General features: G+C 68.8%; 24 protein-coding genes and 2 pseudogenes. 6 read left to right on the top strand and 20 right to left on the bottom strand.

Translation table 11 applies throughout. The features are described 5' to 3' along the window. Positions 1 to 82: 82 nt before the first annotated feature. A pseudogene (locus tag ABZ490_RS36205) lies at positions 83 to 775 on the top strand (transposase); the annotation flags it as partial. A 20-nt stretch (positions 776 to 795) separates the two neighbouring features. On the opposite strand, the gene ABZ490_RS36200 reads toward ABZ490_RS36205, so the two are convergent. The 20 genes and pseudogenes from ABZ490_RS36200 to ABZ490_RS36105 form a co-directional block, all read right to left on the bottom strand. After that, positions 796 to 1,386, bottom strand: coding sequence for an IS630 family transposase (locus ABZ490_RS36200; protein ID WP_359000129.1), 591 nt, complete (start codon positions 1,384 to 1,386; stop codon positions 796 to 798). Then, positions 1,383 to 1,502 (bottom strand): winged helix-turn-helix domain-containing protein, encoded by a 120-nt coding sequence (locus ABZ490_RS36195; protein WP_093682675.1) that lies wholly within the window; start codon positions 1,500 to 1,502, stop codon positions 1,383 to 1,385. The genes ABZ490_RS36200 and ABZ490_RS36195 overlap by 4 nt, the downstream gene beginning before the upstream one ends. Positions 1,503 to 1,508: 6 nt before the next feature. Beyond that, the gene (locus tag ABZ490_RS36190; RefSeq protein WP_359000126.1) at positions 1,509 to 1,898 is read right to left on the bottom strand and encodes a helix-turn-helix domain-containing protein; all 390 of its coding nucleotides are present in this window, start codon (positions 1,896 to 1,898) and stop codon (positions 1,509 to 1,511) included. 426 nt (positions 1,899 to 2,324) lie between these two features. Then, entirely contained in the window at positions 2,325 to 3,035 is a 711-nt protein-coding gene (locus tag ABZ490_RS36185; RefSeq protein ID WP_359000124.1) for an alpha/beta hydrolase, read from the bottom strand. Positions 3,036 to 3,217: 182 nt separating this feature from the next. Next, positions 3,218 to 3,925: an ATP-binding cassette domain-containing protein gene (locus ABZ490_RS36180; protein WP_359000120.1), complete on the bottom strand. Its 708-nt coding sequence runs from the start codon at positions 3,923 to 3,925 to the stop codon at positions 3,218 to 3,220. Further along, positions 3,922 to 4,689, bottom strand: a complete 768-nt coding sequence (locus tag ABZ490_RS36175; protein ID WP_359000117.1) for an ABC transporter ATP-binding protein — start codon at positions 4,687 to 4,689, stop codon at positions 3,922 to 3,924. The genes ABZ490_RS36180 and ABZ490_RS36175 overlap by 4 nt, the downstream gene beginning before the upstream one ends. Beyond that, complete coding sequence (locus tag ABZ490_RS36170; RefSeq protein WP_359000114.1) at positions 4,686 to 6,686, bottom strand: ABC transporter permease; 2,001 nt, start codon at positions 6,684 to 6,686, stop codon at positions 4,686 to 4,688. Before ABZ490_RS36170 ends, ABZ490_RS36175 begins: the two co-directional genes overlap by 4 nt. 30 nt (positions 6,687 to 6,716) lie before the next feature. Next, on the bottom strand, positions 6,717 to 8,051 hold the full coding sequence (locus tag ABZ490_RS36165; protein ID WP_359000111.1) for an ABC transporter substrate-binding protein: 1,335 nt from the start codon (positions 8,049 to 8,051) through the stop codon (positions 6,717 to 6,719). A gap of 247 nt (positions 8,052 to 8,298) precedes the next feature. Continuing rightward, entirely contained in the window at positions 8,299 to 9,057 is a 759-nt protein-coding gene (locus tag ABZ490_RS36160; protein WP_359000108.1) for an SDR family NAD(P)-dependent oxidoreductase, read from the bottom strand. A gap of 51 nt (positions 9,058 to 9,108) precedes the next feature. Next, positions 9,109 to 10,707 carry a benzoylformate decarboxylase gene (gene mdlC / locus ABZ490_RS36155; protein ID WP_359000105.1) on the bottom strand — a complete coding sequence of 533 codons (1,599 nt, stop codon included), beginning with the start codon at positions 10,705 to 10,707 and terminating at the stop codon, positions 9,109 to 9,111. Between the two features lie 36 nt (positions 10,708 to 10,743). After that, on the bottom strand, positions 10,744 to 12,231 hold the full coding sequence (locus tag ABZ490_RS36150) for an aldehyde dehydrogenase family protein (RefSeq protein ID WP_359000102.1): 1,488 nt from the start codon (positions 12,229 to 12,231) through the stop codon (positions 10,744 to 10,746). Positions 12,232 to 12,415: 184 nt separating this feature from the next. After that, positions 12,416 to 13,819, bottom strand: a complete 1,404-nt coding sequence (locus tag ABZ490_RS36145; protein ID WP_359000099.1) for an aminomethyl transferase family protein — start codon at positions 13,817 to 13,819, stop codon at positions 12,416 to 12,418. A gap of 298 nt (positions 13,820 to 14,117) precedes the next feature. After that, positions 14,118 to 14,819: a YceI family protein gene (locus ABZ490_RS36140; protein WP_359000096.1), complete on the bottom strand. Its 702-nt coding sequence runs from the start codon at positions 14,817 to 14,819 to the stop codon at positions 14,118 to 14,120. A 270-nt stretch (positions 14,820 to 15,089) separates the two neighbouring features. Beyond that, positions 15,090 to 15,905 carry a citryl-CoA lyase gene (locus tag ABZ490_RS36135; protein ID WP_359000093.1) on the bottom strand — a complete coding sequence of 272 codons (816 nt, stop codon included), beginning with the start codon at positions 15,903 to 15,905 and terminating at the stop codon, positions 15,090 to 15,092. Next, positions 15,898 to 17,082, bottom strand: a complete 1,185-nt coding sequence (locus ABZ490_RS36130) for a CoA transferase (protein ID WP_359000091.1) — start codon at positions 17,080 to 17,082, stop codon at positions 15,898 to 15,900. Before ABZ490_RS36130 ends, ABZ490_RS36135 begins: the two co-directional genes overlap by 8 nt. A 3-nt stretch (positions 17,083 to 17,085) precedes the next feature. After that, a complete protein-coding gene (locus ABZ490_RS36125; protein ID WP_359000088.1) occupies positions 17,086 to 18,561 on the bottom strand; it encodes an amidohydrolase family protein in 1,476 nt (491 codons plus the stop codon). 124 nt (positions 18,562 to 18,685) lie between these two features. Beyond that, positions 18,686 to 18,832 carry a hypothetical protein gene (locus tag ABZ490_RS36120; protein ID WP_359000085.1) on the bottom strand — a complete coding sequence of 49 codons (147 nt, stop codon included), beginning with the start codon at positions 18,830 to 18,832 and terminating at the stop codon, positions 18,686 to 18,688. Between the two features lie 236 nt (positions 18,833 to 19,068). Further along, positions 19,069 to 19,947: a dioxygenase gene (locus ABZ490_RS36115; RefSeq protein ID WP_359000083.1), complete on the bottom strand. Its 879-nt coding sequence runs from the start codon at positions 19,945 to 19,947 to the stop codon at positions 19,069 to 19,071. A gap of 547 nt (positions 19,948 to 20,494) precedes the next feature. After that, complete coding sequence (locus ABZ490_RS36110; RefSeq protein WP_359000273.1) at positions 20,495 to 20,707, bottom strand: hypothetical protein; 213 nt, start codon at positions 20,705 to 20,707, stop codon at positions 20,495 to 20,497. Positions 20,708 to 20,816: 109 nt separating this feature from the next. Beyond that, positions 20,817 to 20,861 (bottom strand): annotated as a pseudogene (locus ABZ490_RS36105) (hypothetical protein); the annotation flags it as partial. A gap of 760 nt (positions 20,862 to 21,621) precedes the next feature. On the opposite strand from ABZ490_RS36105, the gene pabB reads away from it, so the two are divergent. The 5 genes from pabB (at position 21,622) to ABZ490_RS36080 (ending at position 26,241) form a co-directional block, all read left to right on the top strand. Further along, entirely contained in the window at positions 21,622 to 22,785 is a 1,164-nt protein-coding gene (gene pabB, locus ABZ490_RS36100) for an aminodeoxychorismate synthase component I (protein ID WP_359000080.1), read from the top strand. Positions 22,786 to 23,239: 454 nt separating this feature from the next. Continuing rightward, positions 23,240 to 24,136 carry a methylenetetrahydrofolate reductase gene (locus ABZ490_RS36095; protein WP_359000077.1) on the top strand — a complete coding sequence of 299 codons (897 nt, stop codon included), beginning with the start codon at positions 23,240 to 23,242 and terminating at the stop codon, positions 24,134 to 24,136. Further along, complete coding sequence (gene purU, locus ABZ490_RS36090) at positions 24,133 to 25,005, top strand: formyltetrahydrofolate deformylase (RefSeq protein WP_359000074.1); 873 nt, start codon at positions 24,133 to 24,135, stop codon at positions 25,003 to 25,005. The genes ABZ490_RS36095 and purU overlap by 4 nt, the downstream gene beginning before the upstream one ends. Before the next feature lie 16 nt (positions 25,006 to 25,021). Then, the gene (locus ABZ490_RS36085; protein WP_359000071.1) at positions 25,022 to 25,894 is read left to right on the top strand and encodes a bifunctional 5,10-methylenetetrahydrofolate dehydrogenase/5,10-methenyltetrahydrofolate cyclohydrolase; all 873 of its coding nucleotides are present in this window, start codon (positions 25,022 to 25,024) and stop codon (positions 25,892 to 25,894) included. A gap of 2 nt (positions 25,895 to 25,896) precedes the next feature. Next, positions 25,897 to 26,241, top strand: coding sequence for a protocatechuate 3,4-dioxygenase (locus ABZ490_RS36080; protein ID WP_359000068.1), 345 nt, complete (start codon positions 25,897 to 25,899; stop codon positions 26,239 to 26,241).

Below are 26,241 nucleotides of genomic sequence, written 5' to 3'. Positions count from 1 at the left end.
GATCGCAGCGCGGCCAGTCCTGGTTCTAGTAGGACTCCGTTAGGTCTTCCGGTCGGGCCTGTTCGGGAGCATGTTGGGTTGGGTGGATGCACATGAAGTGAACCGTGTTCGGGCGAAGTTGGCGTTGTTCGTGGCGGATGTATTCGCCTCGGTACCGCGGAAGGACCAGCGGGCCAAGGGCGACTGCTATCTGCGCGGACTGATGCTGGAGGGCCGCCGCAAGTCGATTCAGGCGATGGCCTCGCGACTACCGGACGGCAACGAGCAGAACCTGCAGCAGTTCGTGAACCAGTCCACCTGGGATCCGGTGCCGGTGCAGCGGCGGATCTGTGAGCGCATGCTGTCGCTGATCAATCCGGTAGCCTTGGTGATCGACGATGTGTCGGTGCCCAAGGACGGCCGGATGTCGGCCAGCGTGGCCCCGCAGTACTGCGGGGCCTTGGGAAAGAGGGCGAACTGCCAGGTCGCCGTGAGCGTGCACGCCGCGACCGATACCGCGTCCTGCCCGCTGCAGTGGCGTCTGTTCCTGCCCCAGGAGTGGGCGTCGGGCCCCGTACGCCGGGGTCTGGCCCGCATCTCTGGAAGTCATGCGGCATCTGGTTGAGGGCCTGCGAGGTGCGGGGTTGCTGGGTGACTGGCATGTGCCGGCGAAGTCGTCGCTGTTTCGGGCCCCCAGCCCCGCTATCGCCGCACCGCCCCCTCGGTGGCAGCCTTGGCCACCCACCTCGGACACGAGGTATTCACGCTTGTGACCTGGCGCAATGGCTCGCGAGGGGCCAGGTTTGAAGACGGGCCCTACTGATCTTTTCGTAAGTTCGGTGGGTGTGGTGGGTGGATGGTCAGGCCGGTGTGGGCGAGGAATGACCAGGGCAGTTGTGGGTTGTGGTTGATGCGGTGGATGCCTTGTTCGGTGGCGTCGGCGACGTCGGCGAGGTGGTCGCCGGCGAGGTTGGCGAGTTCACGCTTCTTGAGTGAGGACCACAGCAGTTCCACCGGGTTCAGCTCGGGAGCGTAGGCGGGTAATCGCTCCAGAGTGAGCCAGTCCTGCTCGGCGACCCAGGCGCGCATCGCGCGGCTCCAATGGGCCGACAGGCCGTCCCAGACCAGCACCACCCGTTCCCCGCGGTAGAACATCTTCATCTGCTCGAGGACTTCGATGAGGGCGGCGGTGTCGTAGCTGCCGGGCTTGAGGTGGAAACACAGCCGGGCCCCGCGTTCGGGATCGGTGGAGTGGTAGCCCAGGGCCCCGGCCATCGACGCCCGCTTCCAGTTCAGGCGGTGCCGCAGCAGCGGGGTCCGGCCACGGGGTGCGTAGGTGCGGCGGACCTGAGGCAGCAGGGAGACACCTGATTCGTCGAGGAAGACGATCCAGGCACGTGTGTTCACGGCCCTTTTTTGATGCGCGGCCACTCGTGCGCGATCCAGCGAGCGATCTCGGACTCGTCCCGCTCGACCGCCCGCCGCTCGGGCCGTTGCAGACTCCATCCGAGCCGGCCGGTCAGCAGTCGTCACACCGACGCCCGCGACGACGTCACCCCCGTTATCTGCTCCACGACGGCGCCGACTCGCTCCAGGGTCCACAGGTCGGCCTCGAAGCCATGAGCCTGAGCTCCTCGCGCCAACGCGGCCCGGACGGTCTCGACCTGGGCGTCGTCCAGCTTGGGCGGGCGACCGGTGGCCGCACGCCGCCGGAGGGCCGAAACACCGCCTTCCTCCCACACCCGCCGCCAACACCGCACACTCTCGGCACACACACCCACCGCCCGCGCGATCTCCACATTCGAGGCGCCCTCCTCGAACAACTCGACCGCCCGAACACGACGCGCCTCCGCCAACTGAGGCCGCGACAAAGGAGGAAGAGACGAGCCGGCAGCCGAAGGCGAGGGTTGATAAGCCACCCCGACAGCCTCCCACTCACAAGGCCACCACACCCACCCAACTTACGAAAAGATCAGTAGTGGTCGCAGCGGCGGTCAGCAGGACCGTGCCGATCCGGTCCGAGACAGTCGATCCCCTCGGGTGCCCCATGGTGAAATGGCCCCCGCACTCGTTCTCGTGGTCGACGGGGTTGTGGACCCTCACACGCGGTGCAGGGAAAGTTGGCCGCTGATGCGGGTGGCATTGCTGGCCCCCTCGGTGCGGAACGCTGTGCTGGTGGACCCGCTCCCTGGGGAACGCCGTCGGGCTCCCTGACGGCATTGTCGATACACGGCCCGCTCCGGCCCGTAGCTGGTTGACACCCAGTCGGTGGCGGGGGCAGGCGGACATCAGGTCCTGGGCGCCGCAGGTCTTCGATGCGGCACCCACGTGGCCCTCCGGACGGGTCAGCCTCTCGCGCCCTCCCGCATGACATCGAGCAGTGTCCCGGTGAACTCCTCCGGGCGCGACAGGAACGGCGAGTGCGAGCTCTGGATCCGCCGGATCCGCGCGCCGGCCGCCGTGGCCATCGCCTCCTGGGCGAAGACGGGCATGACGGCGTCTTCGTCGCACACCAGATAGGTGGTGGGGACGTCCGCCCAGGCCGTGGACCGCAGCGGCTGGCTGTAGGCGTCGCGACGCTGCGGAGTCAGATCGGCACAGGCCTTGGCTGCGATGTCCTCGGGGCAGTCGGCGTAGAACAGTTCGGTGGGTGTCGCGGGCGTCACCGTGGTGCCGTCCTCCGAGATGACCCACCAGTCGGCGGGCTTGCCCCCGAGGGAGCCGAGCAGGGAGTCGCCCTTGCCGAGGACGAAGGAGGCCACGTAGAGAATGTTCGCCACGTTCGCTTCCCCGGCCGCGCCTTCGGTCGCCGGAACGCCGCCGTAGGAGTGCGCCACCACGGTCACCGGCCCGTCGATGGCACGGATGGCCTGGCGGATCGTCTCGGCGTCGTCGTACATGTCTCCGCGCGCCTCGCCACCGTGCACGCTGGGGAGCTCGACCGCAGTCCAGGACACTCCCGCAGCATCCAGCAGCGGTGTGACCCTCGACCAGCATCCCGGGCTGTGCCACGCACCGTGGACGAGAAGTGCAGTCGTTGTTTCCGATGTGTTCATGCGCCGAAACGTACGGGTCACACGAGGCGTCGGCCATCGGCTGTTTGTCTCGACTCTCGACGGGCATTTGTCGCCTGCGGAGCCGGTCTCCGTGCGGGACGCCGAGGCGGAGAACGCCACGGGTGTGACCGCCGACAGCAAACTGTCGGCGGTCACACCCGTGGCGCTGTTCCCCGCGGCGGTCAGCCACCTCCCAGGTAGCTCGCGAGGATCAGGTTCCGGTCCTCGGCAAGCTCCCGTGCGGGCCGTTCGACGGTGACCTCACCGTGGGACAGCACGTACCCCCGGTCGGCGATCTCCAGCGCCAGCTCGATGTGCTGTTCCACGAGCAGGACACCGCAACCGGTGTCGTCGGCGAAACGCCGGATGACAGGGAGCAGCTGCTCGACGATCACCGGGGCCAGCCCGAGGCTCAGCTCGTCCAGCAGGAGCAGCCTGGGGCGACGGGCCAGTGCCCGGCCGACGGCGAGCATCTGCTGTTCGCCACCGGAGAGCAGTCCGGCGCGTCGGTTCTTCAACCGGGTCAACGCCGGAAAGCGCTCGTAGACCTCGTCCGGGTCGAGGCGTTCGCCCCGGTGGCCCAGTCGCAGGTGTTCGGCGACGGTGAGCCCGGCGAAGACTCCGCGGCCCTCCGGCACGTGCGCGATCCCCTGCTTGGCCCGGGCGCTCGGTGTGGCCTTGGCCAACGGCTCGCCGCCGACGGAAATGGTGCCGCCGAGGGGACGGACCAGTCCTGAGACCGCCTTGAGCGTGGTGGTCTTGCCGGCGCCGTTGGCCCCCAGCAGGGCCACGACCTCACCGCGTCCGACGGTGATATGCAGGTCCCTGACGGCGGCGACACCGTCGTACCCGGCGGTGAGGCCGTCGATGTGCAGGACGGGGTCGCTCATGATGCCTCCTTCTGGGCCGGTGTCGCCGCGCCGCCGAGGTAGGCGGCGATCACCTTCGGGTCCTCCCGTACCTGGTCCGGCGGACCGGATGCGATGACCTTGCCGAAGTCCAGCACCACGACGGTGTCACACACATCGAGGATGAGGGCCATGTCGTGGTCGACCAGCAGCATCCCGGTTCCGGCATCGACGACGGCGCGCAGCCGCCGTCCAAGCCGGATGCTCTCCTCGCTGTCCAGACCGGCCGCCGGCTCGTCCAGGCACAGGACGCGCGGCCCGCCGGCCAGGGCTCGTGCGACACCCACCAGCTTGCGCTCTCCCTGGGACAGGTCGACGGCCTGCGTGTCGGCGCGCTGGTCGAGGCCCACAACTGACAGGGCCCCCTTGATGTCGTCGCCGAGCCTCGCAGGCCGGGAGAAGGTCTCCCTCCAGGCGGCCGCCCACCCAGAGCGCTGGGCAGTGGCCACGGCCACGTTCTCCGCGACGCTGAGTCCGTCGAACAGCTCAATGCTCTGCCAGGTCCGGGCCAGTCCGTGCCGCACCCGGGTGTGGGGGCGCAGCCGGGTGAGGTCCGTTCCGCCCAATTCCACCCGTCCGCCGTGACGGGTGAAGCCGGTCACGGCGTCGATAAAGGTGGTCTTGCCCGCCCCGTTGGGGCCGATCAGCCCCACCAGCTGCCCCTCACCGACGTCGAGGTTGACGCCCGACAGAGCGTGGACGCCTCCGTAGCTGACACTGAGTTCCCTTACGGACAGCCCGTTCATCCGGCCACCTCCGCGGTGTGCGGTGCCGGGCCGTCCGCGGGTGCCCGCCCACCGCCGGGGTCGGGGGGTGCCGCTCGGCGCAGGCGCTTGTTCTGCTTGCTGCGGTGGCGGGCACCCGCCACTCCGTCCGGGTTCATCACGAGGGTGAGGATCAGCGAGACCCCGGCGAACAGCAGGGCCCAGGTGCCGCTGATCCCGAACCACTCCTGCAAAGCGTGCGGGATGAGTGCCTCAGTGGACAGCAACCCCGCGAACACCGCGCCCGAGACCATCGTGATCCCTCCGACGTAGGCGAAGGCCAGCAGCCCGAGGGAGGCCAGCGCGGTGAAGCGGCCGGCGCTCACTGACGAGAAGTTGTACGCGTAGAGCGTGCCCGCGGTCGCTGCGATGAAGGAACTGATGCCGAACGCCGCGACCTTCACGTTGCGGACGTTGATCCCGGCGGCCGCCGCCGCGCGCTCGTTGGAACGTACGGCCAGCATCTGGCGGCCGAGCGAAGTGCGGCGCAGGTTCGCCACGTACAGGCCGATCCCGACCGTGACGGCCAGGACCAGGACGCCGAACACCGGGCTCGGCTCGGAGCCGTCCAGACCGCGGAAGGACGCGTCCGTGCCCAGTGAGACACCGAAGAGCTCCGGGGAGGGCACCTGGACACCGCCCAGACCGCCGAACGAGGAGTTGGCGAACAGTGCCTGCTCCATCGCCAGGGCGGCGGCAAGGGTGACAACGGCGAGGCTCACGCCACGTACCCGCAGGGCGGACACCCCGATGGCGACGCCGAGCCCGGTCGCCGCGACCACCGCGATCAGCGGACCGAACGGGAAGGGGATGTGGGCGCCGGCAGTGAGATGGGACAACAGGAAGCCCGCCGTGCCGGAGAGGGCCAGCTGCACGACCGAGATCTGTCCGACATAGCCGGTGATCACGATGATGGACATGACGATCACGGCACCGATCAGAGAGTTGGTCAGCGCCTGCCGGAAATCGAATGGGAAGAGCACCAGGGCGACGGCGCATACGCCTGCGGAGAGCAACGCCGTCCGCAGAAGCCGCTCGGGAAGCGGTACGGCCGGCAGGCGCTGCTGTACGGCGTCGCCGCGTCCGGGCATCTCGGCCCCGCGCACGAACAGCGCGATGGTCATGCAGGCGAAGACGAGGAGCTGCTGCACGCCGGGCATCGCGTTGCCGTTGTCGGTGGGGAACCAGCTCTGCGTCGACAGGTAGGAGAGCACCGACTGGAGCACTCCGATGAGCAGGCCTGCCGTGGACGCGATACCCAGAGACGTGAACCGGGCGAACAGCGCCGCCGCCAACGCCGGCACGATCTGCAGGGGCAGTGTGGTCGAGTCCAGCTGGACGATGGGGGCGGCCAGCACCCCGATCCCGCCCGCGACGAGGCTGGCGATCAGGGTGCCGGCCAGGGAGATCCCCTTCGTCGAGAGGCCGGCCAGCTGGGCGGCCTGCTCGTTCTCCGAGGCAGCCCGGGTGGCCAGGCCGAACCGGGTCCACCGGTAGAGCGCGGCCAGCAGGAGAGTCAGCGCAACGACCACCCCCGCCAGGATGAACCGGTCGACCGGAATGATCGCCCCCAGTACGGTCACCGCCTGGTCGGTCAGCAGGCTCGGCATCTGCCGGGGCTCGGTGCCGAACCCGAGCAACACGGCGGCCTGTGCCGTCAGCAGCAGCCCCAGTGAGGCGGCGAGCTTGGCCAGCGGAGGCGCGTCGCGCAGGGGCCGGAACGCGAGGTACTCGCTGAGCAGTCCGGCGACCGCGGCGGCGACCAGGGCTCCGACCAGCGACACGGCCGGTCCCATGGAGACGCCGAAGTGGTCGGACCTGAGCGCCCAGAAGGCATAGCCGGCCAGCATCGCCACCGCTCCGGTGGCGAGGTTGATGGTGCCGGACCCTCGGTAGGTGACAACCACGCCGAGGGCCATGCCGGCGATGAGGGCGCCCTGTCCGAGACCCAGCAAGGTGAAGAGCAGCAACTGATCCATGGACTGTGTCCGTTCGTTCGTGGGGCCTGATCAGGCCGGGGGACGCAGCCAGCCGGTGAGCGAGGTGAACACGCCCTTGCCCTTGTACTGGTAGAAGCGGGCCTGGTCGTTGCAGACGGCGGGCGAGTCGGAGTACTTGCCGCATTCCACCTTCGGCGCGCCCATCACCACGGGACCTTGGAACTTGGCGAGTTGGGCGCTGACAGTCGCGGGGGTGATCTTGTCCGCGCCGACCTCGTTCATGACCTTGGCGTAGGCGAGGACGGTGCTCCAGGACGTGGCGGCCCACACCTTGGTCTGGTCCGCCTTGTCCAGCCCGGCACCGGACGAGGCCTTGACGTAGGCCTGTACGTCGGGCGCCGTGCTGTCGGCGGGCAGGGTCTGGGCCACACCGTACGTCCACGCGGGCAGGTCACCGCCGAGGCCCTGGGCCACGTCGGGCGAGAGACAGACCGGCGTGGAGACCACCGGCTTGGTGCTGCCCAGCTGCTTGAGCGCCTTGGCGATACCGACACAGCCCTGGCCGGCGGAGATCGGCACGATCATGTCGGCGGTCTGGCCGCCGGCTGCGGTGACCGGGCCGAGCAGGTCCGTCGCCTGGGCGTCGAAGCCCACGGACTTCACCTTGATACCGGCCGACTCCATGGCCTTGCGGGCGGCCTCCGCCGCGATCTTGTCCGGCGGTGTGTTGGTGTGGAGGATCGCGGCGGTCTTCGCGTGCAGGACGTCGCGGCCGTAGGACCCCCACGGACCCCACACGTGCGACAGGTCGCCGAAGATGATGGACGTGTCCTTGGCCGTCGGCACCGAAGGACCGGTGGCCACGCTCACCAGGACGGGCTTCTTGCCCTTGAGCACGGAGTTGAAGGACTGGTCACCGACGAAGACGTTGCCGAAGGCGACGGCCGACACGGCGGAGTCGTTCAGCATCTCCTGCCCGCACCGCTGCCCCTCTTCCTCCGCCGAGGCGATCTTGCAGACCTGGAGGGCCAGCGGGTGGCCTCCGATCCCGCCGAGCTCCTTGTTGACGTAGTCCACCGCCGCCTGCGCGCCCTTGGTCGCTTCGGGCGCGCCGTTGGCGGTGCCCTCGACGTTCACCCAGCCGATGGTGACGGGCGACGCGCTCTTGTCCGCGGCACCAGCCTTCCCTCCCACGTAGGTGAGGTAGTCGGTCACGCCCTTCTCCACGGCGTCGCCCTTCGCGGCGCCGGTGGCGACCGGGTTGGATGCCCCGGACGAGGCGGAGTTCCCGTTGTCGGAGGCGCCGGCACACGCCGAGGTGAGAAGAACAGCACCGACCACCGGTGCGAGCCAGCGCCTGTCGATTCTCGACGCTCTGGTGAACTGACGTGATGTCGGGCTCATATGCGGTCCTCCCGAGGACAGCGTGAGGAGCCCTTGCACGGCTCCTTCACCGGATATGCGGCGGAGTCTATGGAGTTCATTAATTGAGGAGGAATGCGACGGGGAGCCTGGATTTGAGGGAGTAATGGCTCGCTTCGAACAGGTCATTTGTCTTGTCCCGCCTTTCGGGGCACGACAAAAGCGGTGCCGACGCAGGCGTCGGCACCGGTCACACGAGGGAAGATGTGCGAAAAGTACTTCAGGTCGCTCAGATAGTCATGCCCCCGTCGACGGCCAGGGTGGCTCCCGTGATGAATGCTGAGTCATCACTCGCCAAAAACAGAACGGTGCGCGCTATTTCCTCGGGGGTGGCGTGGCGGCCCAGCGGAATCATGGCGTCGAACACCTCGAAGGCCATTTCCTCGCTCAGCCCGGTGATCGTCTGTTCCACCGCGCGCTGGAAAGGTGTGTCTGTCGGTCCCGGATGGATCGTGTTGACTCTGATCCCCCGTGCGGCGGCCTCCCGGGCCGCCACCCTCATGAGGCCGACCTGGGCATGTTTGGCGGTGGCGTATCCGCTGATCGCCGGCTCGGCGGTCAGGCCCACCACGCTCGAGTTGATGATGACGGACCCTCCGGGCCCCAGGTGGGGAAGGGTGTACTTGAGGAGCAGGAAGGTTCCGACGACGTGGACGTCCAGCACCCGGCGGAAGACGTCTTCGGGGTAGTCCTCGATGCTCGCGATGTCGCCCGCGATGCCTGCGTTGCTGAAGACCACGTCGAGTCGGCCGAACCGGTCCAGGGCGTCACCGACCGCGGCACGTACGTGCTCGGCGCAGTTCACATCCGCCACCGAGAACGCGCAGCGTTCGCGTCCCAGTTCCTCCCATGCCGCACCGAGCGCCTCCCGGTTCATTCCCACGAGGTGCACGCGAGCGCCTCGCGCCGCCAAGAGGCGGGCGGACGCGAGCCCGATACCGCTCTCTCCACCCGTGATCAGGGCAACTCTGCCTTCGATGCGGCCCATATGGCTGTCCTAGTCCTCGTAGGGCTGATGTGTGGGATGTCTCGCCTCGGCTCAGCCCAACGGGCGGGTCTCGGCACGGACCGGAATCTCCAGGAGCCTGGGCCCGCATGCCGATGACGTGGCGTCGAGGGCGGCGGAGACCTCCTCCGCCGTGGTGAGATGCCGGGCGGGTATCCCGTATCCGTGCGCGATGCGCACCGCGTCCAGACCGGGCAGATCAAGGCCCGGAGCGTCCGTGATGCCGAGCTGACCGACGAACCCATGTAGGGCTCCGTACCCGCCGTTGCGGAGCACGAGGAACGTGACCGGCAGATTCCACTGTGCCGCCGTCCACAGGCCGGCCACCCCGTACTGGACGGCGCCGTCGCCCAGCACGGCGACCACGGGGCGCCCTGGGTCTGCCAGAGCCGCACCTACAGCGGCCGGGAGTCCGAAGCCGAGCCCTCCCGCGGCCGGGAAGAACAGGCTGCGGGGTCGGTCCAGGTCGAGGTGCGCCCAGAACTGGGCGGTGTTCGACGTCGATTCGTTGACCAGTCGGATGTCGGGCGGCAACCGGAGCGCCATCTGGGCGAAGAGCCAGTCCGCTGTGAACGGGGCTTCCTCGGACTGCGGGACGGACGGAAATTCCCGTGGCGCGGGCCATGTCCGAACAGGCGGTGGCAGTCTCTCCAGCAGCTGCCGGACGACCTCGCCGACGTCACAGACCACGGCGTCTCCGAACGCGGCGCGGCCGGCGGAGGCGGGGTCAGCGGTCAGCGCGATTAGTTCGGTGCCGTCCGGGAGCCACGGCCCAGGGCGGTAGGCGTGGTAGCGGAAGACGGGAGCGCCGACGACCAGGACGAGATCGTGCCCCTGAAGGTGTTCACTCACGCCGGCGATGCTCGGGGGCAGCACGCCCCGCCACAGGGGATGGCGGGTGGGGAACGGACACCGAGGTGGTGTGGGTGCGGTCCACACGGGCGCGCGCAGTTGTTCCGCCAGTTCCACGAGGAGGGGGGCGACACGTTCGTCGTCGGCCTCCGGTCCCACCACGAGCGCCGGCCTGGCGGCCTGCCGCAACCGGTCCGTCAACTCGGAAACGAGCTCAGGGCCGACCGCCCCTGCCCATCGGACGCGGCGTCCGGGCAGGTGGGCAACCTCGTGGGCGGCCACCTCCTCAGCCCAGTCGTCCATGGGCAGGGACACGAGCACCGGGCCGGTGGGCGGCAGGGCAGCGAGGTGGAAGGCCTCCGACAGTGCCCTGGGGACGTCCTGGGCTCTGGCGGGTTCGAACGCCCACTTGACCTGTGGTTCGGGGACGCGGGTCATGGCCGGCTCGGCGAGCACCGATCCGAGCCCGACCATGGCCCGCGCCTGCTGACCGGCCGTCAGCAGCAAGGGGGTGTGGGACGCGCGGGCGTTTGCCAGGACGCCCATCGCGTTGCCCAGCCCTGCAGCGGAGTGCAGATTCACCAGCGCCGGACGGCCGGTGGCCTGCGCGTAGCCGTCCGCCATGGCGACGACTGCGCCCTCGTGTAGTCCCAGGACGTATCGGAAATCCGGCGGAAAATCGTCCAGGAACGGAAGCTCGTTCGAGCCGGGGTTACCGAAGACGGTGGTGAGTCCCCAGACCCGGAGGAGGTCGTACGTCGTCTCACGAACAGTCGGCACGGCAACCTCGGAGGGTCAACTGCGAACGGAGGGGGCTCAACCGACCGGCCTCGTGACGGTGTGCGCCTCGGTGAACGCCAGCAGGCCGTCCGGACCCATCTCGCGTCCGATGCCGCTCTGCCGGAAGCCGCCGAACGGAGCCCTGTCGTCGCAGGCGACGGCGTTGGCGTGGTTGATCCACGTCGTGCCGGTGCGCAGCCGAGCCGCTAGGGTGTCGGCCCGCACGGCGTCGGCGCTCCAGACCGAGGAGCACAGGCCCGACCAGTCGTTGTTGACCAGCTCGACGACGTTCTCGACGTGGTCGAACGGCAGGATGGGGAGGGCGGGTCCGAATTGCTCCTCGGTGACGATCCGCAGACTGGGGTCGGGGTCGAGGACGAGGGCCGGGCGCAGGAAGTGGCCACCGGAACCGGCCACTGCGGAATCCAGGGTGCCCAGTTCGCGGATCTCGGCTCCCGAGTCGGCCGCCTGCGTCAGCATGGCGGTCACCGTGTCGCGCTGGGCGGCACTGTTGAGCGGGCCCATGGTCGATGCGGGGTCGGCGCCGGGGCCCACACGGTGCGCGTCGAGGACGGAGGAGAGCCCTTCGACGAGTTCGTCGTAGCGGGAGCGGTGGACGTAGACCCGCTTCACCGCCATGCACACCTGCCCGCTCGTCATGAACGCCCCCTGGGCCAGGCGCTGGAGGTGTTCCGCGTCAAGCTCGGCGTCGTCCAGCACGATCGCGGGGTCGTTTCCTCCGAGCTCCAGGGTGACGGCGGCGAGGTTCCTCGCGGCAGCAGCCATGATGTGCTTGCCGGCCGCGGTGCTCCCGGTGAACACGATCTTCCGGACCCGCGGGTCGCTGATCACCGGGGCCACCGCCTCGTTGCTACCGGTCACCACGTTCAGCACCCCGGCAGGCAGCCCGGCGGCGAAGAGTTCCAGCATGCGCACCATGGCCAGCGGCACAGTGGGCGGAGGCTTGACCACCGAGGTGTTTCCGGCCAGCAGCGCGTGCGGCAGGCTCGCGCCGAGGATCGCGATCGGCCAGTTGAACGGGACGATCACGGTGACCACCCCCATGGGCAGCCGGTGGATCCGTGAGGTCAGCGGCGGCCCTGCGAGGTCCTTGACCAGGTCGAGGGTGTCGACGAGATCCAGGGCCGCGCGGGCGCGGGCCACGAAGACGGCCAGCTCCACCTGGCTCTCGAAGGGGATCTTGCCGTTCTCGCCGGTGATCAGGGCCGTCGTCTGCGCAGCGGCATCGGCGTCGAGCGCGGTGAGCGCGTCAGCGATAATCTCCGCGCGACGACGGGCCGGGATGGCGGCCCAGGCCGGGAACGCGGCATCGGCGGCGGCCACCGCCGCTCGGGCCTGTTCCTGGCTCGCCGCGGCGGCGTAGCCGACGATCCGGTGCGGGGCGGCGGGATCGTGTACCGGAAGGAGTTCCTCCGTCTCGACGGTCTTGCCATCTATGAGCAGCCCGGTCCTCACCGGGGCGGCCTGCGGTTGCTCAGCTGTCGTACCGGCCTCTTCGGTCATGCGACTCTCCAGGTGGTTCGAGCAAATGGGTGGAACCGTCTCCCTGCGTCCCGGCTCGGGCCCGCGCCCCGGCCCGAGCAAAGGACCGGCCCGGTCGTCAGGAACCGGGCCGGTGGTCGGACAGTCGCCGACCCCGTTTCGGCGACATCGCGCTGCGACGCGGGACCGGGCCCTGCCCGGGTCGTCAGCTCGCGCCGCCGGTACGCCAGCCGGGCTGGTAGGTCTCGCGCGCCATGTCCGAGTACGGAGCGGGGCTGACGATCGCGCGGACCGCGAACTGCTCGTGCGGCTGAACCGTGGTCTTGCGACTGCCGCCGTCCGGCTCGCCCCAGACGACGCGGACCTCGGCTCCCAGCGGGACCTCGGGGTCGACGGTGGCCAGGGACAGGGCCTTCCGCTCGTTTGCGCTGTAGCCGGTGAACATCGACAGCCCGATCACGTTGTCGTCGGCGTCCACCACGGAGTCGTAGTTGGACGACCCGTAGTTGGCGTTGGGCAGGTCGAAGAACTGGTAGCTGGGGCCCTCCGGGGCGACCGGGGAGGCCAGCAGCTTGGCCACGTCCTCGGCGTTCCAGGCCAGGGTCACCTTGCGCCGCTGGGTCGCCGGGTCGATGGCCTCCAGCGCGTCACGGCCGATGAAGTCGTGGTCGAACTTGACGAACGAGCCGTAGCCCAGCTCCCACGGGTTGAGGTAGTAGTCGTCGATGCGGTCGGAGACGAAACTGCCGGCCAGGGCGTTGGTCGCCTCGTAGCTGTCGGCGCCGAGCCACTCGCGGAACGGGCGCAGGCCCTCGCTGCTGTAGATCGCCGGCAGGGGCGACGGGATCCAGCCGGACTCCAGGGTGTTGCACGAGTAGGCGCGGGCTCCCGCAGCCTCCAGGCCGAACTCGACACCGGCCTCCAGGATCGCGTCCCGCACCTTGTCGTACGTCTCGTACGGTCCCCACAGCTCCAGGCCCGGCGCGCCGGCCATGCCGTGGCGCAGCGTGCGGACACGCTCACCGGCGATGTTCATGTGGTCCATGCGGAAGAAGCGCAGCTGCTCGACCGGGCCGCCGTTGACCTTCTCGATGACCTCCCAGGCCCGGGGACCCTGGATCTGGAAACGCCACAGGTCGCGGGTGACCTGCTTGCCGTACGGCCGGGACGGCGACCGGGCGTCCATCCGGAGCTCGACGTCGTACCCCTGCTCGGCCTGGAAGGTGAGCCAGTTCGCGACCGGGGCACGGCCGACGTAGGTGAACTCTTCCTCCGCCTCGCGGAAGAGGATTCCGTCACCGATGACTCCGCCCTCGGGCGAGACAGGGACGAACTGCTTGGCCGAGTCCACCCGGAAGTTCGCGACACTGTTGATTCCGGTGTCGGAGATCAGCCGCAGCGCGTCCGGTCCCGAGATGAACAGGTTGACCATGTGGTGGGACTGGTCGAACAGCACCGCCGTCTGCGTCCACGCCGTCACCTCCCTCCGGAAGTTGGTGAACTCGGACGGCACCACCGGGTATATGTAGGTCCCGAGCTGGGAGTTGCGCAGCAGCTCCACCGTGTTGCCGGCCTGGTCCAGAACTTGCTGCAGGTTCTTTGCGGTCATGTGTGGGCCCGTCCTTCTTCGACGCCGTCGGCGATTACTTCGGCGTCAAGTCTCGTTTCGATCCGTGCGGCGCGAATCGGGGGAATGGCTGGTGTTGACCGGCCCTGATCGGAAGGCGTTTCCGAGTCATTTGACGTAGCCGGAGGCGCGGTGCCCAAGTGGGGTGGCGCCGTCGGGACCGGCGGGTGGCCGGACGGGGCGGTAACACCCGCCCGGCCACCCGCCGAACGCCACCAGGACGGCGATGTGACCGGAGTGCGCCGGGGCGGGCCCACAGGAGGGGTGGATCAGTCCGCCGTCACGCAGGGAGGAACGTGAGCAGGAATTCGATGGTCCCCTCGTGCTCGACCGTGATGCCGCCGAAGTTGGGGCTCTCGACGCCGTAGTCGGCGAAGGTGATCGGCAGTGAGCCCTGGACGCGGAAGGCGCCGGCCGAACGCTGGGCGGTGAGGTCGAAGGAGACGTTCTTGCTCACTCCGTGGATGGTGAACCTGCCGGACGCCTTAGCTGTGACCTTCTTGCCCACATCAGGCACGGAACCGAAATCGACGGGCCGGGTCAGTTCGAAGGTGGCCGTCGGGAACTTCTCGGTGTTCATGATCCCGCCTCGGAACTGGCCGTCACGCTCCACCGAGTCACTCTTCACCGAGGTGAGGTCGACGGTGAACGAGCCCTCGGTTGCCTCGGTCCCCTTGACCGTCAGATCTCCGGTGACCTTGTCGGTCCGCCCGACGGCCGTGGTGTTCTGTCCGAACAGTACTTCGTCGACCCGGTAGCCGGCTTGTGAGCCGGAGCCCACCTTCCAGGCCCCTTCCACTCCTGCGCGCGCCGATGTTCCGTCCTGTCCGGCGGACTGCTGCCCGTCGTCTATCGAGAGCTCCGAGGGAGCCGTGTCCTTGATGTAGTGGATGTAGACGTACGGGCCGCCCACCACCAGCAGGGCGGCCACCGCCACACCTGCGATCAGCCAACGCTTCCAGTGCCTGCGCATACTGCTCATGATTTTCGTGACCTCGATCATTAGTGAGTGACCAGTTGATGGGGAAGACCGGGCGCGTCCTGGCGTGAGCGGGGGCGCCGAAGCGCGCCCGGCGTCGAGCGGGAGAACAGGCCACCGCCCCTGGCGCCCGGGCACGGGACGGCAAGGCACGGGTAGACTTGCGCGGTGACAGACAGACCTGGCGCTCAGGTCCTTGCCTCGGGATGGGCCGGTGGGCGCCCTGAGGGGTTGGCCGTGCGGCGGGGAACCGGCGGTCCGGTCATGCTGCCGTCACGCGTGGCCCGCGGCGTGGGAGTCATCGTACGGCTGTGGCGGAACAGGCTTGTTGTTCAGGTCCACCGACAGGAAGATCCCATGTGCGACAGGGGTGCGGATCTCCTCGGCGAGCTGACCGATGAGTCCGGCGGTGCGGGCCAGCAGGGCGAAGGCGCGAAGCAGTTCGAGCGGCAGGCCGAGGTCGGCGAGCGCGGCGCCGCAGACGCCGGCGCCGTTGAGCGGCAGCGTTCTGCCCAGCACCTGGGGGTGGACCCGCCCAATGGCCGCGAACAGCGACAGGTGCGGCCCGAACAAGCCTTCCTCGGTGGCGATCCGGAACAGTCTCGGGGTCCGTGGATCTCCCTGCTTGTGGACATGGTGTCCGAGGCCGGGAATCATCCTTCGGGACGCGCGGTAGGAACGCACGGTCGCGAGGGCGAGCTCGTCCCATCCCGTCTCGTCGGTCGGGTGACTGTCCCGCGCTGTCGGCAGGGCGTCGTGCAGGAAACGGCCGCAGTCCTCGGTCACGCCGAGGAAGCGGGAGCCGCCGCCGAGCAGCCCCGCGGCAAGAGCACCCTGGATCGAGTCCGGCGCGGACAGAAGCGTCAGCCGTGCCGTGATCGCGGTCGGGGTGAAGCCGTGGTCGGCGAGCGCGGCAAGCACGGCCTCGAAAACCCGTGTCTCCCCCGCGGTGGGGCGGCGCTGTGTGGCGAGCCAGAAGGCCAGCGCTCCGAAGCCCACCTCCCCCATCACATCCTCGGCCAAGTCCTGGCCGAGCAGCGTGATGCTGTCCAAGGACGAGGCACCGAGCGCGGTCGGGTACTCAGGCATGGTCATCCTCCGTGTCGTCGCCGCCCGGCTCGTTCTCCAGCCACTTGCGCAGCTCGGCCCCGTGCTCGTCCAGCTCCGGTGGGGGCAGCCGGTAGGAGGCGGGAGTCTCGGAGAAACGGATCGGGTGCCGTGTGGTGGGTACGGCCCGGTCGCCCTCGCCCACCTCGACGACCGGGTCCAGCCCGAACCGCTCGGCCATCGCGAAGCCGCCGTCGATGGTGTTGATCGGCCCGCAGTGCACACCCGCGTCGACGAGCAGGTCGAACCACTCCAGGGCGGGCCTGGTGCGCAGCCTCTCGACCAGGAGCGGCCGCAGTTCCGCGCGGCGTTCGGTGCGGTCTGTGTTGTGTCGGAAGCGGGGGTCATCGGCGATTCCGGGGATGCCGAGCGCGTCGCACAACTTGCGGAACTGGTTGTCGTTGGCTGCGGTGACGATCAGGTCCCGGTCGGCCGTCGGCAGCGGTTCGTAAGGGAAGATACTGGGATGCGCGTTTCCCATCCGGTAGGGAACCGTGCCGCCGGCCACGTAGGCCGAGCTGTGGTTGACCAGCCCGGTCAGCGCCGACGACAGCAGGTTGACCTCGACGAGTTGGCCGCGGCCGGTGGCATCACGGTGCCGCAGGGCGGCGAAGATGCCGATGGCTGCGTGGTTGCCCGCCATCACGTCGAAGACGGAGATCCCCGCCCGGTACGGCGGTCCGTCCGGCTCGCCGGTGAGGCTCATCAGCCCGGAGATCGCCTGCACCATCAGGTCGTAGCCGGGCACCCTCCGGCCTGGACCGGTTCCGAAGCCGCTGATCGACGTGTAGACCACACCCGGGTTCCCTGAGCTCACCGAGGCATGGTCCAGGCCGTACCGGGTCAGTCCGCCCGGTTTGACGTTCTCGATCAACACATCCGCGCGCCGCGCGAGTTCCCTCGCCAGCCGTGCATCCCGGTCGTCGCGGAAGTCGAGCGCGATCGACCGCTTCCCGCGGTTGATGCCCAGGTAGTAGGTCGACACGCCATCACGCACCGGAGGTGTCCAGCCGCGTGTGTCATCGCCGCCCGGGCCTTCGACCTTCACCACGTCCGCGCCGAGATCGGCCAGCAGCATGGTCGCGTAGGGGCCCGCCAGGACGCGGGAGAAGTCGGCCACCAACAGTCCGTCGAGCGGTCCGCGAGAAGCGGGACCCATGGGCTAGCCCTCCTGCTGTCGCACGGCGACGCCCTCGCCGCGGTAGTCGCTGTAGTGGTACGGGTTGGAGATCGTTTCGGTCTCCGGGATCTCCGGCTCCACGGCCTCCCGCCAGGCGTCCTCGCCCATCGCGGTGCGCGCGTACTCGACGGTCGCGGCGACGGCGTCCCGAGCCCGGCCCAGGTCCGCGCCGACCAGCTCGTGGGCGTACTTCACCATGGTCCCGTTGACGAGGACGGTATGGACGTCGGCACGGGTGGCCTGATAGACGACGTGGCCGTAGGGGTGCAGGATCGGGTACATCGCCGGGGAACGGTCGTTCTTGATCAGGACGAGGTCGGCTTGTTTCCCCGGGGTGAGCGAGCCGATGGTGTCACTCAGGCCGAGGACGCCGGCGCCACCGATGGTGGCCCATTCCACGACGTCCCGGGCCCGGAGGCTGTTGTGCACCACGGTCTCCCCGGTCTCGTGCGCGGTCATGTGCTCGCGGGTACGGTCGGCCGACAGCGTGGCGCGCATGGCCGAGAACAGGTCGGCACTGAACCACACGCTGGTGTCCACGGACAGCGACACCGGGATGCCGTGACGCCGCAGCCGCCAGGTGGGCGGGTAGCCCTGGCCCGCGTTGTGCTCGCTCTCCGCCGAAACCGACACCGTGCCGCCGGAGGCGGCGATCCGGTGGTAGGAGTCCTCGCTGAGCGTGGCCGAGTGCACGTAGGTGACGTCGGGCGTCATGAAGCCGTGGTCCCACATCAACCGGATGCCTCTGTCGTCGGTGGCACCCCACACCCCGGCGTGGGTGGTGACCGGCAGGCCGAGCTCGCGGGCCGCCTCGAACGCCGCCTTCTCGGGGAAGGCCGCGTCACCGGTGACGTCGAAAGCGAGCTGCAGGCCGAGCATGTCGTCCCGCGAGGAGAAGTTACGGTCGACGAAGGCCCGGAAGTCCGGCGAGTTGACCCACTCCCAGGGGGCGCCGAGCAGATTGCCGTAGGCGAGCACGAAGCGGCCCGGCACGGCGCGCAGTGCCTCGACGGCGGCGTCGCCGTGCTCGGGTGTCTGCAGGCCGTGCGACCAGTCCACGGTGGTGGTCACCCCGGCGTCGACCGCCTCGACCGCGGACAGCAGGTTACCGGCGTGGATGTCCTCGGGGCGGAAGATCTTGCCCCAGGTGAGGTAGTAGAAGACGAAGTACTGCGACAGGGTCCAGTCCGACCCGAGGCCGCGCAGCGCGGTCTGCCACATGTGCCGGTGTGTGTCGACCATGCCGGGCATGAGGATGCCGCCCGCGCAGTCCACGACCACGGCCTCTTCGGGGGCCTGCAGATCGCGTCCCACCTGGTCGATCCTCTCGCCTCGCACGAGGACGTCACCGCGGTCGAGTACGCCGATCGCGGGGTCCATGGTCAGCACGGTCGCGTCGCGGAACAGGACGGGCCGGCCCGCGGCGAATTCTTCAGGGCGTGGCGCTTGAGGTGTCATGTGATCACTCCGTCGTGGAGGCTGATAGGGATCGGGCTCTGAGGACCGGGGCGCGGTCTGTCAGTGGTACGACGCCCACGGCCAGGGCCAGGGCAGCGGATCCCATGCGTAGCATCGAGTCGGGTCAGGCCGAGAGAGTGGTGAGGGACCAGGCTCCAGGGCCGGGGAATGCGAGGATGGCGGCCACGGGGCCGTACCAGAAGGGCACCTCACAGCCGCCTTTCTGGGCCTGGAAGCCGTTCGGCACGGTCGCCGTCGCCTCGACCGTCATGGTGCCGACCCCAGTGCGCCGCCGACGGGGCTGAGCAGGCCGGTCGAGACCGAGGCGGCACCGGCCAGTTCGGTCAGGCCGACGGCCACCACCGCCTGGCCGGGACGGAGCCCCACTGCTCGAAGACGGCGGCGGTCCCTGTTCGGCCCGCGCCGCGGAACCAGCCGAACAGCTTCTGGGCGCCGTGGCCGAACAACACATGGCGAGCAGCAACCGCAGCAGGAACAGCCCCGGATTCACGGCCGCGGGTCTTCGTCTCGGGCCTGGAGCACGAAGTCGAACTCGGCATGCAGATGCGGCTCGGCGATCGTGCCACCGTCGGGGGCATCGCCTGCGGGCCGCTCGGTAAAGGAAACGATCAGTTCGTCCTTGGTGCCGAACACGACGTCGGTGTCGAGAAATGCGGAGCCCTGCCGGAACAGGTGCGTGATGAGCTTCTCGTGGCCGGGGTGGTCGACGAGGAAGTGGATGTGCGCGGGACGGAAGCAGCTGATGTCGGTCCCGCTGATCAGGTTGCCGACCGGTCCGTCCATCGGGATGGCGTAGCCTCGTGGGGCGATGGTACGTACGCAGTACGTACCGTCGGACCGGGTACGGTACTTGGCGCGCAGCCGCGCCTCGTCGACCTCGGGGAGCTGCGCCTCGTACGTGCCGTCGGCGTCGGCCTGCCACACATCGAGTAGGACGTCAGACAGCGGGGCGCCGTCGAGGTCCAGGACCCTGCCCGTGATGAACAGCGGCGTGCCCGGGACGTCGTCGGACATGTCCGCCCCGAACGCGGCGGACGGTGAGCCGTCGATGTGGAACGGGCCGAGTACGGTGGCCGGCGTCGCCGCGGCCGAGAACCGGTGGTTCATCTGGACGACGAGCGTGCTCAGGCCGAGCACGTCGGAAGCGAGGATGAACTCCTGCCGTTTGTCGTCGCTGATCCGGCCGGTAGCCGTGAGCCATTCCACAGCCGCCGCCCATTCCCCCTCGGTGAGGTCGACCTCACGGGTGAACGCGTGCAGGTGGCGGATCAACGCCGTCATCAGCTCGGCCAGCCTGGGCGAGTGGGCGGTGGACCAGCGCTTCAGCGCCAGATCGGTGAGGTTGTCCTCCGTCACGAAGGCCATGGAATCCTCCTCGATTCAACAGACCTCGGGCCGCTGTGCGGACTAGCGTCCGCACAGCGGACACCATGGCAGATGATTGAGATCTAAATCAAGTCCGGCTCTGGCCCTACGGGCAGCTGGAGGCATGCGGCGGAAACGCGACGCGGGCCATCGAAATGCCTACCGGCTGTGGCTGCCGAGAGCCCGGTGCGTACCCGGGTGGCCCTCCACTCCCGCCTACCGTCCGCAAGGGGCCCGCGCTCGCACGTTGAGCCTGGGGCGCCGCCGAAAGCCTGAGGGGTCGGCGCCGATGTCGCCCGCGGGCTGAAGCAGCCGCGGCAGATGTTCCTCCACGAGCCGCTCGACCGACGTCTCGAGAGCGTGACAGTGAGCATTGAGAGACGCGACGACCCGTCCGGAGCTGTCACGCAGTGGTGCGGCCACCGACCGGATGCCGGGCGCCAGTTATTCGTCGGTCAGCGCGCACCCTTGTGCCCGCACCTCACACAGGACCGCGTCCCGTTCCTCCGCGCCAGGCCGCCAGCACGGCGTCAGCCCCGAGTGGGAGTTAGGCGAGCATTTGCTCCAGGTCGTCGGCTGGCAGAGCCGCGAGCAGCACCTTGCCCAGGGAGGCCTGCAACGCTGGGAAAGGTGTTCCGATCTGCACCGAAAGGGTCGCGAGCTTGGAGACTGCCCCCCCCCGAGCGCCATAGACGATGTCCGATCCGTCCAACTGGGCCACGGAACAGGATTCGCCGGTCCGCTCCACCAGTTGCTCCATGCATGGCCGGGCTATGCCCCACAGCCCCATGGACCGTACATGGGCGACCCGGGTTCAAGGAGCGGACATGGCCGGTCTCCTCCAGGGTCAGCAGGATCCTTCGGACGGTCGGCCTGGCGAGGCCGGTCGCGGCAGCCGCCCGGGACAGCGTCATGTGCGGCCTGGCCGGAACGTGGTGATGCCCCCAGGCCCCAGGCGAGCGCCTCGATGAAGTCCGGTCCTGCTCCCTGGCCGGCTCGGACTGCGATATCTGTCCGTACAGCCTACCGCTGTCCGCGATGCGGACAGCGGGCGCTCACCCAGCCCCTACGGGCCGAGAGCGATCGCGGCCGAGCAAGCCCTTCAATAAGGGATCGGGCGCTCGACAAGATATTCCCTTGCCAGGGAGGCGCCAACGGACACATGTCCGGCCAGCGGACAATGTCTTCGTCCCGATGGTCGTCCGCCCAAGTGACGATCAGGCCGATCGGACGCCGCGAAGGAACGTGTGTGGTTGCCGGCCCACCTCATCACAACCGGCCCGGTCAACCGCCGATCCGTCCGTGTGTGATCACCCGTCGGCAGCGGGGCCGCTCGTCCCTGCGACATCCGACCCGGTCCCGATGACTCGAATGTCCTCTGTATGAACCGCCGTACAGCCGTGTCGGCACCCAACGACGTGCACATACAGTCCTGTGCTGACGTAGAACTCGGACACAGCGCCCCACGGCGAGCCCTCCTGGCTTGAAGGGACATCATGCGTCCGCCGAACGATCCTCCGTGCTCGTCCCTGCATGACAGTCGGCCGGACCGGACGTGCCTACAGAACGCCGCCGCCTGCCCAGAATGTGCGCCTGCGGGGCACGCGATCACGGACGCGCTCTCCGGCCCGCCCCTGCCGTCTCCGGCGCCCAGGCAAAGAAGCCGGTGAAACCATGACGCCACGCACTACTGCCGCACGGTTCGACGACCTGCGCTCCGCAACGGCCTGGGAGTTCTCCCGCACCTCCTACGATCTGGTGGCCACTCAGCCGGAAGACGTCGCCCCGGTCCTCGACGAAGTGGACCGGGCGACGGCGAAGGGATGGTGGGCGTTCGGATTCGTCGCCTACGAGGCAGCGTCCGGGCTGGATCCGAAGCTGACAACCCATCGACCGGTGAACGGTCTGCCCCTCGCGTGGTTCGGCGTCTGTCCGGAGCCGAGCCTCGTACGTGTCGTGCGGCGGACCGAGCCCGATGCCTACGACATCGCCGAGGAGTGGGCCACCGAGTGGGGCCCAGAAACGCATCGTGCGCGTGTCGAGGCCGTCCGGCGGCACATCGCCGCCGGAGAGACGTACCAATGCAATCTGACCACGCGGATGTCGGGCGAGGCGAAGGGCGAGCTGTCCGCGTTCTACGCCGATCTCGCACTCGGACAGAACGGTGCCTACAACGCCTACCTGGACCTGGGTCGCTTCGTTATCGCCAGCGCCAGTCCGGAGCTGTTCTTCGAGATCAGGGACGGTCTCGTGCACATGCGGCCGATGAAGGGGACGGCCCCACGCGGCGCTACACCGGCCGAGGACTCGCGGATCGTCGCCGAACTGCGGGCCAGCGCCAAGGAACGCGCCGAGAACATCATGATCGTGGACTTGATCCGCAACGACCTCTCACGGATCGCCGTCCCCGGAAGTGTGCGGGTCTCGTCCCTGTGTCGTGCCGAGCGCTACGAGACCGTGCACCAGCTCACCTCCGACGTCTCGGCCGGCGTCGGGCCGGACACCGGTCTCGCCGACGTGTTCCGGGCGCTCTTCCCATGCGGTTCGGTGACCGGTGCCCCCAAACGCCGCACGATGGAGATCATCCGCGACCTCGAGGACGGGCCACGGGGGATCTATTGCGGCGCGGTCGGGATGGTCGCGCCCGCGGGCGCGCCGTTCCGCGCCAGGTTCAACGTCGCCATCCGCACCGTGCTGGTCGACCGGGACATCGGTGTCGCGACGTACGGAACCGGTGGGGGCATCACCTGGGGCTCCGAACCGTCGGCGGAATACGCCGAGCTTCGGGCCAAGGCCGAGGTGCTCATGCGGTGCCTTCGGCCGGGGATCCCGCGGTAGTGGCCGGTTCGCCGCCCACCTCTCAGTCATTTGTCTCGCCCGAATCGGTCGGGATGCCCGACGAAATACGCTCGGCGATTCGCTGTACTGGTGGTGGCGGTGCTACCGGTCCCCGCCACGCGAACACCAGGCCCGGGATGTGATCCGATCGCAGGAGGACGTCCGTGTCGTGGGAGGCGGTTGTCCCGCCCCTCGATCCGGAGGCGAACCGACGACCGGCCGTCATATCCCCCGATCCGTCCGTCAGTACCTCCTCCCGATCTCCACGAGTCCGGGAACGACTCTCCCTGAGCCGACCGTATGGCGTCATCAGAGGACGAAGCCCCGACACCGGTCGTGCCCGCCACGTGCACGGGAAGTCCGCGGTCACAGCGCACTTCCGACCCCGCCTGCGACCGCGGGACCAGAGCCGCACGAGACATTCCCAGCCCGTAGGAAGGAACGAGACAGAGCCATGACCGTACAGCGGGAAGACGCCGTCGCCCGGCACCGTCGATCGCATCTCGCCGACCTGGTACGCAACATCAGCTACGAGGTGATGCCGTTCAAGAACACCGAGCGGGATGTGCTGCACAGCGTGCCCACCGAGGTCCCGCTGACGGTCACGGTGACCGAGGCCAAGGGCATCGACCACACACTGGACCTCACGGAGCGCCTGGCGCGGCACGGCTATGTCGTGTCCCCGCACCTGCCGGCCCGTCAGTTCATGGACGAGCACCACGTCGCCGACGTGGTGGCCCGTCTCAAGCAATCGCAGATCCGGTCGGTGTTCGTGATCGGCGGCGATGCGCCGAAACCCGCGGGCGCCTTCGAGGACGCATACTCGCTACTGCGGGCGCTGGAGGAGAACCAGCATCCCTTCGAGGCGGTCGGCATCGGCGGCTATCCCGAAGGCCATGCCGCCATCCCGCAGGACGCCCTCGAACTGGCCCTGAAGCAGAAGGCGCCCCTCGCCACCCGGGTCCTCACCCAGATCTGCTTCGACGCGACGACGACCGCCGACTGGGCAGCAGGTATTGCGCGTGCGGGCGTCGAACTGCCGGTGTACGTCGGAATGCCGGGCCCGGTGAACCGGCAAAAGCTGATGCGGATCTCGGCGGGCATCGGGCTCGGCCAGTCGGCGCGGTTCCTGCAGAAGCAGCAGAGCCTGCTGTGGCGGTTCCTGCTGCCGGGCGGCTACAACCCGACGAAGCTGGCAAAGCGGCTGGGAACCGCCGTGCAGAAAACCAACGGCAACATCCGCGGACTGCACATCTTCACGTTCAACGAGCTCCGGCAGACCGAACTGTGGCGGCAGCACCTCCTGTCCGCCGTCTCCGCGCAGACCTCCGAAAGGGACGACCGGTCATGACCGAGCAGATCAACGACGCGGACCACGGCCGCCTGATCGTCCAGGGCGCCGACCGCCCCGGCATCGTCGCCAGCGTGTCGGGGGCGCTGACAGAGCTGGGGGCCAACATCGTGTGGCTCGACCAGTCGTCGAGCGACCCTGTGGGCGGCCGCTTCTTCCAACGCACGGAGTTCCGGCTGCCCGACCTGCCGGGACGGCTCGACGAGCTCGACGCGGCCCTGCGGACGAGGCTGGGCGAGGAACTGGGTCTGGAGTTCCGACTGGTGGAGGCACGGCGCCGTAAGCGCGTGGCCATCATGGTGTCGAAGACGGACCACTGCCTGCTCGATCTGCTGTGGCGCCACCGCCGCGACGAGCTGCAGATGGACGTGCCGATGGTGATCTCCAACCACCCCGATCTCGGGGACGAGGTGCGGGGCTTCGGCATCCCCTACTTCCACGTGCCTGTGGCGAAGGACGACAAGTCCGCCGCCGAGAAGGAGATCCTGAACCTCCTCAGGGGCAACGTGGACCTGGTCGTCCTGGCCCGCTACATGCAGATCCTCTCCGGTGACTTCCTGGCGGACGTCGGCGTTCCGGTCATCAACATCCACCACTCCTTCCTGCCGGCGTTCATGGGCGCGGGCCCCTACCAGCGGGCCAAGGAGCGGGGCGTGAAGCTGGTCGGGGCGACGGCACACTACGTGACCGAGGACCTCGACGAGGGCCCGATCATCGAGCAGGACGTGGTCCGTGTCTCCCACCGGGAGTCGGTACGCGAACTGCAGCGCCGAGGCGCCGACGTCGAGCGGCTCGTGCTGTCCCGGGCGGTCGGCTGGCACTGCGAGGACCGCGTCATCCGGGACGGCAACACCACGGTCGTGTTCTAGGAGTCTGGGAGCTCTAGTGACTGCACAGATCCTCGACGGCAGAGCCGCGTCGGTGGCACTCCTGGAGCGGGTACGGCAGGAGGTGTCCGCGTTCGTCGAAGAGCACGATCGCGTACCCGTACTGGCGACCGTTCTGGTGGGCGACGACCCTGCTTCCCACACCTATGTCCGTATGAAGGCCAACCGCTCGGCGAAGGTCGGCATGCGGTCCCGGCGGATCGAACTCGACGCAGGCATCACCACCGAGAAGCTGGTGGAGCAGATCCGCGACCTGTCCGAGGACCCGGAGGTCGACGGAATCCTCCTCCAGCATCCGGTACCGGACCACATCGACGAACGGGCCGCTTTCGAGGCCATCGACCCCGCCAAGGACGTCGACGGCGTTACCCGGATCTCCTTCGCCACCACGGCCTTCGGGGAGGGCGGGTTCGAGTCGGCCACGCCGGGCGGCATCATGGCGCTCCTCAACGCGTACGACATCCCGCTGGCAGGGAAGCACGCGGTGGTCGTCGGCCGTAGCGCGATCCTGGGCAGGCCCGTGGGCATGCTGCTGCTGACGCGGGACGCCACCGTCACCTACTGCCACTCCCGCACGGTGGATCTCGCCGAGCGGGTCGCCGAGGCGGACGTCATCGTCGCGGCGGCCGGTCGGCCTGGCCTGGTCCGCGGTGCATGGATCAAACCCGGTGCCGTGGTCGTCGACGCGGGCTACGCGGACGACAGCGGGGACGTGGAGTACGAGGCTGCCGCCGAGCGGGCGTCATACATCACACCGGTACCCGGCGGTGTCGGCCCCATGACCATCGCCACACTGCTCGCCCAGACCGTCCGGGCAGCACGCCAGCGCGAGGCGGCGCAGCGGCCGGGCACAGCTGCGGAGAGGGAATGACCATGACGAAGGCGCAGGACAACTACCTGCTCGACCTGTCGGCCAGCAGGCGCGGCTACGCGATCAACCGGATGTGCGGGTCGCTGGCGGACGAGGGGAACCGACGCAGGTTCAGCGAGGACGAGGCGGCCTACTGCGAGGCCTACCACCTGAACGCGGAGCAGAAGAAGGCGATTCTGGAGCGCGACTGGACAGTGATGCTGGATCTGGGCGCGTCCATCTTCTACACGCTCAAGCTCGCTGTGGTGGACAAGCGCTCCGTGCAGTACCTCGGCGGGGTGTTCACAGGTATGTCGGCCGAGGAGTTCACCGCGGCCATGGTCTCGGGAGGGCGGAAATTTGGCTGA

The sequence above is a fragment of the Streptomyces sp. NPDC005811 genome (assembly GCF_040630405.1).
Taxonomy (GTDB): Bacteria; Actinomycetota; Actinomycetes; order Streptomycetales; family Streptomycetaceae; genus Streptomyces.
The sequence above is the reverse complement of the archived record's forward strand: the minus strand, read 5'-3'. Positions and strand labels throughout refer to the sequence as shown.